This is a genomic window from Serinibacter arcticus (genome assembly GCF_004786095.1).
GTDB lineage: Bacteria > Actinomycetota > Actinomycetes > Actinomycetales > Beutenbergiaceae > Litorihabitans > Litorihabitans arcticus.
In genome coordinates, this window is record NZ_RHPJ01000001.1 from 350,831 (window position 1) to 364,538 (window position 13,708).

The window sequence follows — 13,708 nt, forward strand, 5'->3', positions numbered from 1 at the left end:
TCGGACCACCGATCCGACCACTCAGCCGACCACCGACCCGACCACCGAGACGGAGCCGTCCCGCCGATGCAGCCGCCCTACGCCCCCGAGCCGCCCGCCCCGCCGATCCGGGTCGCGCTGGTCGACGACCAGCAGCTCGTGCGCGCCGGTTTCGCCATGGTCATCGGCTCCCAGCCCGACATGGAGGTCGTGCTCGAGGCCGGGGACGGGACGCAGGCGGTGCGGCTGCTGCCGAGCTACGACGTCGACGTCGTGCTGATGGACGTGCGCATGCCCGGCCTGGACGGGATCGCGGCCACCGAGCAGGTGCTGACCGCTGCCCGTCCCGAGGGTCGCGCCGTCCCGCGCGTCGTCATCCTCACGACGTTCGACCTGGACGAGTACGTCTTCTCGGCCATCAAGGCGGGCGCCAGCGGGTTCCTGCTGAAGGACACCCCGCCGGACGAGATGCTCGCCGCGATCCGCACCGTCCACGCGGGCGACGCCGTGATCGCGCCGTCCTCGACCCGTCGCCTCATCGAGCACGTCGCGACGACGATGCCGCTCGCCGATCGCACCCCCACCGCCGTCCTCGACGCGCTCACCGACCGCGAGCGCGAGGTGCTGATCCTCATCGCGCGCGGGCGCACCAACTCCGAGATCGCGAGCGACCTCTTCGTGGCGGAGGCGACGGTGAAGACGCACGTCGGCCGGATCCTGGCCAAGCTCGGGGCGCGCGATCGCGTCCAGATCGTCGTGACCGCCTACGAGACCGGCCTCATCACGCCCGGGCTGTAGGTGCCGGGCAGGATCGGGTAGCGCCGCGCGCGGGTCGCCCCCCGCTGTCCCCAGACCGGTGGCAGGAGGGCTCCGGTCCGCGATCCGGGGGGAGCGGTGCGCGACCGTCGGTCCCACGACGCACCGTGGGTCCGTGGACACGACGGGTGCGGGTGAGGACGCCGGCGGCGCCGGCGGTGTCCAGGGCAGCGATGTGCTCGGCGGCGCCGTGCTCGGCGGCCGCGTGCTCGACGGACAGGCCGCGCACCGGAGCGACGCCGCAGCCGTGCTGGTCACCTGGCGCGAGTGCTGGGCCGCGCCCCTGCACCTGGCGGTCACGCACGGGCCCGACGCCGGCTGGCTCCTCCCCCTGGACCGCACCGTCACGGTCGGTCGTCGCGGCAGCGAGCTCGAGATCGCCGACCCGGCGCTCGACCACCGCCACCTCACGCTGCGACCGGACGCCGACGGCGTCGTCCACGTCCGCGACGAGAGAACCGTGAACGGCACCGTCCTGCTGCGCCCCGCGCGTCGGCCGGGCGGACGGCGACGACGGCAGCGACGCCTGGCGCGGGCGCTGCGGCGCGGTGATGGCTCGGCCCTCGCCGTGGCCGCCGCGATCGACCGGGCGAGCGGTCCCGGTGCCCGCGTGACCCACCGGTGGCGGACGGTCGCCGTCGGTGACGAGCTCGTGGCCGGGTCGAGCCGGTTCGAGGTGCGAGCCGGTCCCGCGCACGGTGGTCGCGGCACCGCCGGGGTGCGCGAGTCCGGGGACGGCGGGCTCCGGTACGGCGAGAACCGGCGCGGCGGCGGGCGTCACCGCCTGACGATGGTGCTGACGCTGCTGCCGGCCGTCGCCGTGCTCGGGCTGATGGTCGGGGGCGGAGCCTCGCCGGCGCTGCGCTGGGTGATGCTCGGCGGCATCGGGGTCTCCGTGGTCGTGACGCTGGTGGTCGGTGCCCGCAACCGTCGGGTGCCGGCGCGGTCACGACCCGGCTCCGGCCCGCCGGGCGAGGCTCGCCCACCGGGAGGCACGGACCCCGCCGCACTGGCGCTCGGCGCCGCCGGTCTCGGCCGCGTCGACGAGCGCTGGCCGTCCGCGGCGGCGGGCGCCGGGGGCGTGGGAGGCGTCGGGGGGCTCAGAGGCTTCAGCGCGCTCGGGGCGACGGCGACGGCGACGGTGAGCGCGGTGATCGACCTCGACGCCGGGACGGTGCTGAGCAGCGGTGGCGCGGTGCTCGGCCCCGCCGACCCTGACGGCCCTGTCGCCTCCGCCCACCGCCTCACCGTGCCCCCCGCCGGCCTGGCGGTCAGCGGGGACGGGGCCGACGGCGTCGCGCGCTGGCTTCGCGCGCAGCTCGACGTCGCCGGGCACGACGGTGTCCCCGTCCTCGCCGCGCCGACCTCGGCGGGGGTGCCACCGGGGCCGTGGACGCGCATCGACGCGGCGGGTCGCTGCGGCGTCGCGCCGCTCTGGCGGCGGACGCTTCTCGCGGCGCTGTCCCCGACGGCGCTCCCGAGCGAGCTCACGGCGCTCCTCGGACGACCGACGACGCACGGGATCGCCTCCGCCTGGGCCGGCAGCGGCACGTGGACCGACACCCTCGCGGTCCCTCTCGGCCTCGATCCGACGGGGCGCCCCCGCCTCGTCGACCTGGTCGCCGACGGACCGCACGCTCTGGTCGCCGGGACGACGGGATCCGGCAAGTCCGAGCTGCTCGCCGCCTGGGCGATCGCGATGGCGGTGCGGCACCCACCGCGTCGCCTGCAGCTCCTGCTCGTCGACTACAAGGGCGGGGCGACGTTCGCCGCCGCGGCCGACCTGCCGCACACGGTCGGCCTGCTGACCGATCTCGACAGCGCCGCGAGCGACCGGGCGCTCACGGCGCTGCGCGCCGAGCTGCGACGGCGCGAGCACCTCGTCGCGGCCGCGGGGGCGCGCGGGATCGAGGAGCTGACGGAGCCGCCGGCACGCCTGGTCGTGGTCGTGGACGAGCTGCGAGCGCTCGTCGAGGACTCCCCCGACCGGCTCGGCGACCTCGTCCGGCTCGCGACGCAGGGCCGGTCGCTCGGCGTGCACCTCGTCCTGGCGACGCAGCGTCCGAGCGGGGTCGTCAACGCCCAGCTGCGCGCCAACGTCAATCTCCGGCTGTCGCTGCGGGTGCTGGATCCGGGCGACTCCACCGACGTCATCGGGGTTCCCGACGCCTGCCAGCTCCCGCTCGCTCCCGGCGGCGCCTACGTCCAGAGCGGTGCGGCGCCGGTGCGGTTGCAGGTCGCGTGGCTCCCCGGGCCGGCGGCGCAGGAGCTCGTGGCGGTGGTCCGGGGCGCGGCCGACCGCTCGCGCCGTGCCCGGCGCGAGGACCTGCTGCGCGTCCATCGGCCGTGGCTGCCGGACCTGCCGGCCGTGGTCGGACGCCGCGCGCTCGGGGCGCTGGCGCGCGGGAGCGCCCTCGACGAGGGTGGGCCCGCCGGTCCGGAGCGCACCGCCCTGCTCCTCGTCGACGAGCCGGACCGTCAGCGCCGGAGCCTCTGGTCGTGGGACGGCGGGGTGGTGCTGGTCAGCGGTGAACCACGCTCCGGCCGCACCACGGCGCTGCAGACCCTCGCCGCGGTCGAGGCCGCCGCGGGCCGGGGGTGCCACGTCGTCTCGCGGGAGGGGTGGTCGCCGGGGCGCGAGCCGGGAACGGCGGTCGGGACGACGGTCCCGACGACGGACCCGCGCCGCCTCCAGCGGCTCCTTTCGCTCCTCGCCCACGGGGCCGACCCCGGCTCGAGCCTCGTCGTCGACGACGTCGAGCAGGTCGTCGAGGCGATCGACGGGGCGTCGGGTCCGGGGGCCGGTCAGGAGCTGCTGACGGCCCTGCTGCGGTCCGGCCACGTCTCCCGGGTCGCTCTCGCGACGACGGCCCCGCACCGCTGGGCCTCCTTCGCCGCGCACCACGTGGCGCTGCGGGTGCGGGACGTGGGCGCCGCCGGTCTCGTCGGGGTCCCGCGCGCGCTCGTCCGGGCGGGCGCGCCGCCGGGCCGAGGCGTGCTCCTGGGCGGCGAGGAGTCGCGCGAGGTCCAGGTGGTTCTCGACGACGACCCGAGCGACCTCGCCAGGTCCACCGTCACCGGCCAGCACGCCGCGCCGCGCGGTCTCGTCCTGGCGCCCCTGCCGACCCTCGTGCGCCTGGCCGACCTCGTGGTCCCGTCCCTCGCGGGGGCGCCGCCGCCGTCGCGCACGAGGACCGAGCCGTGGCGACCCGTGCTCGGGGTCGGGGGTGACGACGCCGGCGTCGTGGCGGCCGACCTGGTTCCCGGCCGGCCGTGGCTGGTGTGCGGTCCGGCGTCGTCGGGTCGGACCGAGGCGCTGCGGGTGATCGCCGCGCAGTGCGAGGACCCCGTGGTGCTGGTGTCACCCGAGTCTCCGCTCGACGCCGCCGCGCCGCCGGTCCACGCCGTCATCCTGGTCGACGACGCCGAGCTGCTCGATCCCGCGACCGCCGACGCGCTCGCGGGGCTGGCCGTGACCCACCGAGCGGTGGTGGCGACGTCGGCCACAGCGACCCAGACCGTCTACCGCGGGATCGTGGCGTCCGTGGCGCAGGCGCGGACGGTCCTCGCGCTCGGCGGAACGCTGCCCGCCCACTGCGCCCACGCCCGCGCGGCGCGCGACTCGCGCGGCGGCGTCGGGCGCGCGGTCCTCGTCACCGGGACGGGGGTGGTTCCGATCCAGATGGCTCACCGCTGAGGGCCTCGCGCGTCGCCGGTGAGGCGGCCGCGACCGCCCCGACGAGACCCACCACGATGATCGCGGCGGCCACGCCGGGATTGACCGAGAGCTGCGACGCGCCCACCAGCACGACCAGCACCGACCAGGCCACGGCCGGCCCTCGAGCCCACCGGCGTCGTCGCCACAGGCCGACCGCGACGAGCGCGGCGCCGAGCGCGACCACCGCGGTGAACGCGGCCGTCGCGATGCCGGCCACGGCGTCGTCGGCAGCCACGGCGTCGGCCACGATCGCCACCGTGAGGCCGAGGAAGCCGACGGCCTGGAGCGCGAGCAGGGCTGCGGCGACGACCAGGGCGACCGGTCGCGCCTCCCCGTCGCGGGCGTGGTCGCGGGTGTGGTCGCGGTCGTGCGGCGGACGATCGTGGGAGGTCACGGCCTCACTGTAGGTCGACTCCCGCATCCACCACCCGGACGTCGACGAACCGTGTTCACCGCGTCGGGAGGGCCGGGATGGCGTGTGATGTACAACTCAGGGACACCGGCAGGTAACTTCCCGGAAACCCTTGTGCGGCGCTGGACCACATGTGAGAGTTGCTCTCAGAACCTGCCAGATCAGGTGCCCGATCCCCCACTGTTTCGCGATCGGCACTGTCGCGCCCTGAGGAGATATCAGCATGGATTGGCGTCACGAGGCTGCCTGCCTCACCGAGGACCCGGAGCTCTTCTTCCCGATCGGGAACACCGGCCCCGCCCTGTCCCAGATCGACGAGGCGAAGGCCGTGTGCCAGCGCTGCGACGTCGTCGACGCGTGCCTGAAGTGGGCGCTCGAGACCGGTCAGGACTCGGGCGTCTGGGGTGGCCTGTCGGAGGACGAGCGCCGCGCCCTCAAGCGCCGCACCGCGCGGGCTCGCCGCGCCAGCTGAACGACGCCGCACCGCGGCCTGACGAGACCCCCGCCCTCGGGCGGGGGTCTCGTCGTTCCCCCGCCCGTGCGCACCCTCAGAACTGCTCGCGCTCGCCGTCCGACGGCGGTGCGTACCCGAGCCGCGCCCGCACGGTCACGATGGTGCCCGCCCGCTCGCCGGGCTGCCACGTGATGCTGCCGCGGAGCTCGCCGGCCACCATGGTGCGGACGATCTGCATGCCCAGCCCGGTGCCCGACGGCTTGGCCGCGGGGTCGATGCCCACGCCGTCGTCGCTCACGGTGACGATCAGGTCGCGGCCGTCGCGCTCGGCGGCGACGGTCACGGTGCCACCGGTGACCGCCAGACCGTGCTCGACCGCGTTGCTCACGAGCTCGGTCAGCACGACGGCGAGCGCCGTGGCCTCGGTCGCGGCGAGCTTGCCGAAGCTGCCCTCGCGCACCATCCGCACCGACGCCTCCGACGAGGCGACGTCGACGGCGAGCCGCAGCGTGCGGCCGAAGACGGCGTCGAAGTCGACGATCTCGTCGATGGTCTGCGAGAGCGCCTCGTGCACCGTGGCGATGGTGCCGACGCGACGCATCGCCTCCTCCAGCGCTGCTCGCGCGTCGATCGACTCGGTGCGACGGGCCTGGAGACGCAGCAGCGCCGCGACCGTCTGCAGGTTGTTCTTCACGCGGTGGTGGATCTCGCGGATCGTCGCGTCCTTCGTGATGAGCTCCTGCTCGCGACGGCGCAGCTCGGACACGTCGCGGCACAGCAGCACGGCACCGATGCGTTCGCCCTCGTTGGTCAGCGGGATGGAGCGCAGCGACAGGCAGACGCCACGCGACTCGATGTCGGTCCGCCAGGACGCGCGTCCCATCGCGACGAGCGGGAGGGCCTCGTCGACGGTCTCGGACTCCTCGACGTGGTCGGCGATGAGCTGCGCGAGGGCGCGGCCGACGATCTCGCCGATGACGCCGAGCCGGTGGAAGCAGGACATCGCGTTCGGGCTGCCGTAGAGGACCTCGCCCTCGGAGTTCAGCCGGACGAGGCCGTCGCCGACGCGGGGCGCGCCGCGCAGCCGGCCGGTCGCGGCGTTCGAGGACGGGTACTCGCCGCGCGAGATCATCGCGCACATCTCGTCGGCGGCCTCGATGTAGTTGATCTCGAGCCGCCCGGGAGTCCGTGCCTCACCGAGGTTCGTCTCGCGGCCGAGGACGGCGATCGCGCGGCCGTCCTTGACGACCGGTACGGCCTCCTCACGCACCGCGTAGGCGCCCGTCCAGCGCGGCACGCGAGACCGGCGGATCTCGAGCCGGTCGAGCGCGGCGGCGAGCGACGGGACCTGGCCCTCGGGGGCGGGGCGCCCGACGACGTCGTCGTAGTGCACCGTGCTCCCCGTGGAGGGGCGGCAGTGCGCGACGGCGACGAACGAGCCGTTGCGGTCGGGCAGCCACAGCACCAGATCGGCGAACGCGAGGTCGGAGATGACCTGCCAGTCCCCCACCAGCAGGTGGAGCCAGTCCACCTCGGAGGCGCTGAGTGAGCCGTGGGTCGCGATCAGATCGCTCATGGTCGACACGGCATCCAGCGTAGGTCGTGCGCACGGTCCCTGCTCCCGCCCTAGGTTGTTGCCATGAGCGACTCCCGGCCCCCCTCGGTCCTCCCGTTCTGGCTCGCGGGAGCACGTCCCGCGGTCGTCGGCCACCGCGGCGCGGCCGCGTCCGCACCCGAGAACACGCTCGCGTCCTTCCGCGCGGCGCTCGGCGCCGACGCCGTCGAGACCGATGTGCAGCTGTCGTCCGACCACGAGCTGTTCCTGCTGCACGACGACTCCCTCGGACGGACGACCGACGGCGGGGCGCAGCAGCTCGATCTCGCTCGACCGGCGTCCTCGCAGCCGTGGGAGGCGCTGCGGACGCTGGACGCCGGATCCTGGTTCGCGGGCTCGTTCACCGGTGAGCGGCTCGCCCTCCTCGACGACCTCGCGGCGCTCCTGACCCGAGCGCTCGACGACGGCGCACCGGTCGGCCTCGACCTCGAGATCAAGTCCCCGACGGCGCACGCCGCCCGCACCGTGGTGCAGCACGTGGCAGCGACCCTGACGGCCGAACCGTGGCAGCGGCTCGTCGAGGCGCACACCGTCATGGTCACGTCGTTCGACCCCGAGGTGGTCGAGCTCGGCTGCGCGCTGCTGCCGGTCCCCGTCGGGCTGCTGACCGCGACGACGCCGCCCGCCGAGAACGTCGCGGAGCTGGCCGAGCTCGGGCTCGCCGCCCTGGTGACGTCGCACGACGATCTCACCCTGCCCGTCGTCGTGGCCGCCCACGAGGCCGGGCTCGTGGTGGGCGTCTACACCGCGAACGAGGCGGCCGACTGGGATCGCCTGGTCGGGCTCGACGTCGACTTCATCGTGTCCGACGACCCCGCGGCGCTGCGCGCGCACCTCGGGAGGTAGCGCGCCCTCACCCGGTCAGGTGTCCGAACCTGTGCCGCGTCCGCGAGATCGCCTGCTCCCGCACCAGCGTCAGCATCTCGACGGCGGAGCTCGCGACGACGGGCGCGTCCAGCACCGTCACGCCGGCGTCGATCGACGCCTCCCACAGCTCGGCGCCCACCTCGTCCGACGCCCCACCGATCCAGCGCACGCGCTCCACCCCGCCGGAGCGCACCCGAGCGGCGAACGCGCCGTCGGACTCCCCGCGCCACTCCAGGAACGTCACCGCCTCGGCCCCGGCGCCAGCAGCACCCGCGGCTCCCTCGGCACCCCCGGCCACGGACACCGCCACGTCCTCGATCCCGAGCGTCCCCGTCGCCGCGTTCAGCACCCGCATCAGGTCCCACCGCGAGGCCCCGGCAGCCACGCGCACCGTCACCGACGGCACCGGCACGTACCGCAACCGGTTCTCCTCGGCGGGCAGCGCGGCCTCGTCCGTCCCGACGAGCGCCGTCCCGGCCCAGGCGTCGTCCGCCGCACCGACCACGGCCAGGTCGATCTCGGCGTCGCCGAGCCCGGCACGGGTCGCGCGGGCGGCCCCGCCGTCGCCGTCGACCCATCGCCCGAGCTGGGCGACGTACGTCGGTCCACCGGCCTTCGACCCCGGCCCCATCGAGGAGCCCTTCCAGCCGCCGAACGGCTGACGCTGCACCACGGCACCGGTGATGTGGCGGTTGACGTACGCGTTGCCCACCTCCACCCGGGACAGCCACAGCTCGATCTCCGCCGGGTCGAGCGAGTGCAGCCCGCCCGTGAGCCCGAACGGCACGGCGTTCTGCCACGCGATGGCCTCCTCGAGCGTGTCGGCGCGCATGACACCGAGCACGGGCCCGAAGCACTCGGTCAGGTGGAACCACGATCCCGGTGCCACCCCGGCCCGCACCCCGGGCGACCACAGCCGCCCCGCCCACGCGCCACCGCCGTCACCGGGCGGCGCGACCTCGCGGGGCTCCACGGCCCAGGTCTCCCCCGGCTCGAGCGTCGTCAGGGCGCGCAGCAGCTTGCCGCCCGGCCTCTCGATCACCGGCCCCATGCCCGTACCCAGGTCGTCCGGCACCCCCACGCGGAGGGAGGTGACGGCGTCGAGGAGCTGGTCGTGGAACCGCCGCGAGCGCCCGACCGACCCGACGAGGATCACGAGCGAGGCGGCCGAGCACTTCTGCCCGGCGTGACCGAAGGCTGAGCGCACCACGTCGGCGACGGCGAGGTCCAGGTCAGCGCTCGGCGTCACGATCAGCGTGTTCTTGCCCGAGGTCTCGGCGAACACGCGAGGCCCCCCGCTGCCGCGGCGCCCCGCACGCCAGCCCGCGAACAGCTCCGCGGTCTCGAGCGATCCGGTCAGCACGACCTGGTCGACACCGTCGTGCGCCACGAGGTGGCGACCCACCTCGTCCTCGGGCACCTGCACGATCTGCACGAGATCGGCGTCGTGCCCGGCCGCCGCGAGGGCGTCGCGCACGTGCGAGGCCACCGTCTCGCCGCAGCGCGCCGCGAGCGGCGAGGGCTTCATCGCGACGGCGGAGCCCGCCGCGAGCGCCGCCAGCACGCCTCCCACGGCGATCGCCACGGGGAAGTTCCAGGGCGGCGTCACGAGCGTGACCGCCACCGGGTCGAAGCGGAGCTCGTCACCACCGGCGTCGGCCAGCGACGCGGCGCTGCCTGCGTACCAGCGCGCGAAGTCGATCGCCTCGCTGATCTCCGGGTCGGCCTCGCCGACCGTCTTGCCCGCCTCGTGCGCCATCACCGCGAGCAGGTCGGTGCGGGCGGCCTCGAGCCGGTTCGCGACGTCGGCCAGGACGGCCACGCGCTCCTCCGGCCCGGTCGCCGCCCACGCCGCGGCCAGTCCCCGGGCCCGACCGACGACGGCGTCGACCTCGCCCCGGGAGCTGAGGTGCGCCGCGCGGGGCGCTCGGCCGTCGTCACCGCGCGCGAGCGCCGCCCGCGCCGCCTCGCGCACCGACGCGACGGCGGGGTCGCCGTCGGGCGCGTTGTCGAACGCGAGCACCTCCGCGCCGTGCTGCAGGAGCGGTTCGCCCCGCCGGTGCGGCGCCGTCGTCACCCCGGCCGCCTCCCGCACGGACGCCTCGAACCGTGCCCGCGCCTCGTCCTGCCCGCCCTCGGCCGTGCTCTGGTGCAGGTAGTTCTCCGGCGAGGCGTTCTCCTCGAGCCGCCGCACGAGGTAGGACACGGCGACGTCGAAGTCGGCGCGCGCCACCACCGGTGTGTAGAGCAGGACGGAACCGACCGTGTCGCGCACCGCGCGCGCCTGCGCGGGCGCCATCCCCTGCAGCATCTCCACGTCCATCGCCTCGCCCACCCCGCGGGCCTGCGCCAGCAGGTGCGCCAGGGCCAGGTGGTAGAGGTTGTGGCCGGCGACGCCGAGACGCAGCGCCGGGGCGACGTCGGGGCGCAGCGCGCGCTCGAGCATGCGGACGTAGGTCGCGTCGGTGTCCGCCTTGCTCGCGTGGGTCGCGACGGGCCAGCCGTGCAGCTGCGACTCGACGCGCTCCATCGCGAGGTTCGCTCCCTTGACGAGGCGCACCTTGAGGCGGGCGCCGCCCGCGGCGACCCGCGCCGTCGCGAGGTCGATGAGCCGCTCGAGCGCGGCCGGGGCGTCCGGCAGGTAGGCCTGCAGCACGATCCCCGCCTCCAGGTCGGCGAACTCCTCCTCGCGCAGCAGCGTCTCGAAGACCTCCATCGTCAGGTCGAGGTCGCGGTACTCCTCCATGTCGAGGTTGACGAACGCCCCGCCCCGGAGGGCCGCGCGGTAGAGCGGACGCAGCCGCTCGAGCACGCGCGCGACCGTGCCGGGCGTGTCCCACGTGGAGATCTGCGAGACGAGCGAGGACACCTTGATCGAGACGTAGTCGACGTCGTCGCGACCCACCAGCGCGATGCTGCGCGCCACGCGCGAGGCGGCCTCGCGCTCGCCCAGCACGGCCTCGCCGAGCAGGTTGATGTTGAGGCGGTAGCCCTGGACGCGCGAGCGCGCGAGGTGGGCGGTGAGCGCGGCGTCGCTCGCGTCGACCACGAGGTGGCCGACGAGCTGCCGCAGCCGCATCCGCGCCAGGGGGACGACGAGCGACGGCGCCAGCCGCGCCACGCGCTGACCGACGCCGAGCAGGAACGCGTCGCTCGGGGTGAGGAACGAGCGGGCGGCGTGCGCCGGGAGGGCGGCGAGCTCGCGAGCGGCGACGCCGGTGTCCTCCGGGCGCGCGACCTTGTCGACGAACGCGACGGCGAGGTCGAGGCCCGCGCGGTCGGCGACCAGCTGGCCGAGCCGCTCCGAGGCGGCGTTCTCCGACGCCTCGCCCTCGGCGGCGGCCCAGCGGCGCGCCAGGTCGATCGCCGCGGGGACGAGGTCGTGGAGGGTGGTGGGGCCGGTCGCCGTCGTCATGGACCAAGTCTGGTGATCGGCGCGCCGCCCGTCTTGTCCCGAAGCGACCGCGCAGCGCGCGCTCCGCGACAATGGTGGCGATGAGCGACCTCCCCGAGAGCGACGGCAGCGATGGCAGCGGCGGCCTCGACGCCGCCACGATGGGTCCCGCGCTGCTCGCGCTCCTGGACGGCCTCACCGCCACGATGTTCTGCGCCAAGGACGCGAGCGGCCGTTACGTCGCGGTGAACCCGACCTTCGTCCGCCGGGCCGGCCAGACCTCGCGCCGCGCCGTCCTCGGACACCGCGCGCACGACCTGTTCGTCCCCGACCTCGCCGACCGGTACGTCGAGCAGGACGCCCGCGTCATGGCCGGCCAGGAGCTGCGCCACGAGCTCGAGCTGATCCGCTCGCTGGGCGGAGCGCCCCGCTGGCACCTGACCGCCAAGCTGCCGGTGCGCGCGGGCGGGCAGGTGATCGGCGTCGTGACGATGTCGCAGGACGTCGACGACGCGCGCGACACCTCGGCCTTCCCGCGTCTGGCGCAGGTCCTGGAACGGCTCGACGGCACCGATGCACCCACCTCAGCGGAGCTCGCGACGATCGCGGGGACGACCCCGGCCGTGCTGTCCCGCCGGCTGCGCCGGATCACGGGGTTGAGCACCTCCCAGCTGCTGCTCCGCGCGCGCATCGACCGGGCGGCTCACCTCCTGACCACGACCACCACCCCGCTGGCTCGCGTGGCCGAGCTCACCGGCTTCTACGACCAGGCCGCGTTCTCGCGCCAGTTCGCACGGCTGGCGGGCGAGACGCCGGCGCTGTTCCGCCGTCGCGGCCGCCCTGCCTCACAGCAACCGAACGTCACGAAAACGTAACGATCTCGTCCCTCGTCCGACACCGCGACCCCCCACGATCGCTCCATGGGGATCACCACCACCGGCGTCCGACTCGCTCCGCTGAACGCCACCCACTGGGAGCAGGTGCACGCGATCTACGCCGCCGGCATCGCCTCCGGTCACGCGACCTTCTCCGACACCCCGCCCACGTGGGCCACGTTCGACGACGACAAGCTGCCGCTCCTGCGCACGGTCGCGCTCGACGACGACGGCCGCGTCGTCGGCTGGCTCGCCTGCGCCCCGCACTCCCACCGGCTCGTGTTCGTCGGCGTGATCGAGGTCTCGATCTACGTCCACCCCGACCACCGCGAGAACGGCGTCGGCCACGCGCTCCTGGCGAATCTCGTCAGCGAGAGCGAGCAGGCCGGGTTCTGGACGCTGCAGTCCTCCGTCTTCCCGGAGAACGTCGCCAGCATCGCCCTGCACTCCTCGCTCGGGTTCCGGGTGGTCGGCACGCGGCAGCGGGTCGGCAAGATGATCCACGGCCCGATGGCCGGCGTGTGGCGCGACCTGGTCGTGCTCGAGCGGCGGAGCGACCAGGTCGGCTGAGGCGCCTGCAGCAACCGCGCCGTCGGGCAGCGTCGCCGGGGTGTCAGGATGGAGCATGAGCGACTCCACGAACGCCCCCGATCCCCTCTGGGCCGAGCGCACGGGCACCCGCACCTACACCGGTCACAACGGTCGGGGCGCCAGCGTCCGGATCGGGCCGGAGGACGCCGACGGCGTGTTCTCCCCCGGTGAGCTCCTCGCCATCGCGCTCGCCGGGTGCACCGGGATGAGCTCCGACTCGCGCGTGGCCTCGGAGCTGGGCGACGACGTCGCGATCACCGTGGGCGTCACGCGCACCAAGGACGACGGCGAGAACCGCTACCCGCGGCTGAAGGTCGAGCTCGTCGTGGACGCCTCCGACCTCGAACCCGGTCGCCGCGAGCGGCTCGAACCGGCGATCGTCAAGGCGGTCGAGCGGCTGTGCACCGTCTCCCGCACGCTGGAGGCGGGGGCCGGCGTCGACCTCGTCATCACCACCGAGGGCTGACGTGGGACGCCCCACGATCGGCATGGTCTGGGCGCAGACGCCCGGGGGGACGATCGCGCGCGACGGCGCCCTGCCCTGGGACGTGCCCGAGGACTTCGCGCACTTCCACGCCACCGTCCGCGGTCACGCCGTCCTCGTGGGACGGGCGACGTGGGACTCGATGCCGCCCGACCTGAGGCCGATGCCCCACTCGCGCTCCGTCGTCCTGACGAGGGACGAGGCGTGGTCCGCCCCGGGCGCCGAGGTCGTCGGCACCCTCGCGGAGGCGCTCGCCCTGCTGGCCGACGAGCCCGAGGTGTGGGTCATGGGAGGCGGAGAGGTCTACGCGCTCGCGCTGGAGCACGCCGACCTCCTCGTGGTCAGCGAGATCGACGTGCCCGAACCCGAGGACGGTCACCTCACCCCCGCGCCCCGGCTCGACCCCGCGCAGTGGCACGACGTCACCCCGCCCGACGTCGCCGGCTGGCGCACGTCGACCACCGGGACCCGCTGGCGGATCGTGCACCACCGGCGGAGCTGAC

Annotated in this window: 11 protein-coding genes; 8 read left to right on the plus strand and 3 right to left on the minus strand. The window is 75.1% G+C overall.

Annotated elements, in window-relative coordinates; translation table 11 throughout:
* Positions 1–66 precede the first annotated feature (66 nt).
* Together SERN_RS01670 and SERN_RS01675 are read left to right on the plus strand one after the other, a co-directional pair.
* Complete coding sequence (locus SERN_RS01670; RefSeq protein ID WP_135848388.1) at positions 67–777, plus strand: response regulator; 711 nt, start codon at positions 67–69, stop codon at positions 775–777.
* A gap of 133 nt (positions 778–910) precedes the next feature.
* Positions 911–4,492 (plus strand): FtsK/SpoIIIE domain-containing protein, encoded by a 3,582-nt coding sequence (locus SERN_RS01675; protein WP_135848389.1) that lies wholly within the window; start codon positions 911–913, stop codon positions 4,490–4,492.
* Here SERN_RS01675 and SERN_RS01680 read toward each other — a convergent pair.
* The gene (locus SERN_RS01680) at positions 4,449–4,907 is read right to left on the minus strand and encodes a hypothetical protein (RefSeq protein WP_135848390.1); all 459 of its coding nucleotides are present in this window, start codon (positions 4,905–4,907) and stop codon (positions 4,449–4,451) included. The genes SERN_RS01675 and SERN_RS01680 overlap by 44 nt on opposite strands.
* A gap of 241 nt (positions 4,908–5,148) precedes the next feature.
* Here SERN_RS01680 and SERN_RS01685 point away from each other — a divergent pair, with 241 nt between their 5' ends.
* A complete protein-coding gene (locus SERN_RS01685) occupies positions 5,149–5,397 on the plus strand; it encodes a WhiB family transcriptional regulator (RefSeq protein WP_135848391.1) in 249 nt (82 codons plus the stop codon).
* A gap of 76 nt (positions 5,398–5,473) precedes the next feature.
* Here SERN_RS01685 and SERN_RS01690 read toward each other — a convergent pair whose 3' ends face one another.
* A complete protein-coding gene (locus SERN_RS01690) occupies positions 5,474–6,955 on the minus strand; it encodes a sensor histidine kinase (protein ID WP_135848392.1) in 1,482 nt (493 codons plus the stop codon).
* A gap of 63 nt (positions 6,956–7,018) precedes the next feature.
* Between SERN_RS01690 and SERN_RS01695 the strand changes: the two genes are divergently transcribed.
* Positions 7,019–7,840 carry a glycerophosphodiester phosphodiesterase gene (locus SERN_RS01695; RefSeq protein WP_135848393.1) on the plus strand — a complete coding sequence of 274 codons (822 nt, stop codon included), beginning with the start codon at positions 7,019–7,021 and terminating at the stop codon, positions 7,838–7,840.
* 7 nt (positions 7,841–7,847) lie between these two features.
* Here SERN_RS01695 and SERN_RS01700 read toward each other — a convergent pair whose 3' ends face one another.
* Complete coding sequence (locus tag SERN_RS01700) at positions 7,848–11,276, minus strand: proline dehydrogenase family protein (protein ID WP_135848394.1); 3,429 nt, start codon at positions 11,274–11,276, stop codon at positions 7,848–7,850.
* Positions 11,277–11,356: 80 nt separating this feature from the next.
* Between SERN_RS01700 and SERN_RS01705 the strand changes: the two genes are divergently transcribed.
* The 4 genes from SERN_RS01705 to SERN_RS01720 are packed head-to-tail and all read left to right on the plus strand — an operon-like array spanning position 11,357 to position 13,707.
* On the plus strand, positions 11,357–12,130 hold the full coding sequence (locus SERN_RS01705; protein WP_135848395.1) for a helix-turn-helix domain-containing protein: 774 nt from the start codon (positions 11,357–11,359) through the stop codon (positions 12,128–12,130).
* A 45-nt stretch (positions 12,131–12,175) separates the two neighbouring features.
* Positions 12,176–12,700: a GNAT family N-acetyltransferase gene (locus SERN_RS01710; protein WP_135848396.1), complete on the plus strand. Its 525-nt coding sequence runs from the start codon at positions 12,176–12,178 to the stop codon at positions 12,698–12,700.
* 55 nt (positions 12,701–12,755) lie between these two features.
* Positions 12,756–13,187, plus strand: a complete 432-nt coding sequence (locus SERN_RS01715; protein WP_135848397.1) for an OsmC family protein — start codon at positions 12,756–12,758, stop codon at positions 13,185–13,187.
* 1 nt (position 13,188) lies between these two features.
* Positions 13,189–13,707, plus strand: coding sequence for a dihydrofolate reductase (locus SERN_RS01720; RefSeq protein ID WP_233251394.1), 519 nt, complete (start codon positions 13,189–13,191; stop codon positions 13,705–13,707).
* Position 13,708 lies beyond the last annotated feature (1 nt).

Coding starts and splice junctions, on each gene's coding strand:
- SERN_RS01670 (WP_135848388.1), top strand. CDS start 67: ATGCAGCCGCCCTACGCCCCCGAGCCGCCCGCCCCGCCGATCCGGGTC.
- SERN_RS01685 (WP_135848391.1), top strand. CDS start 5,149: ATGGATTGGCGTCACGAGGCTGCCTGCCTCACCGAGGACCCGGAGCTC.
- SERN_RS01690 (WP_135848392.1), bottom strand. CDS start 6,955: ATGAGCGATCTGATCGCGACCCACGGCTCACTCAGCGCCTCCGAGGTG.
- SERN_RS01695 (WP_135848393.1), top strand. CDS start 7,019: ATGAGCGACTCCCGGCCCCCCTCGGTCCTCCCGTTCTGGCTCGCGGGA.
- SERN_RS01700 (WP_135848394.1), bottom strand. CDS start 11,276: ATGACGACGGCGACCGGCCCCACCACCCTCCACGACCTCGTCCCCGCG.
- SERN_RS01705 (WP_135848395.1), top strand. CDS start 11,357: ATGAGCGACCTCCCCGAGAGCGACGGCAGCGATGGCAGCGGCGGCCTC.
- SERN_RS01710 (WP_135848396.1), top strand. CDS start 12,176: ATGGGGATCACCACCACCGGCGTCCGACTCGCTCCGCTGAACGCCACC.
- SERN_RS01715 (WP_135848397.1), top strand. CDS start 12,756: ATGAGCGACTCCACGAACGCCCCCGATCCCCTCTGGGCCGAGCGCACG.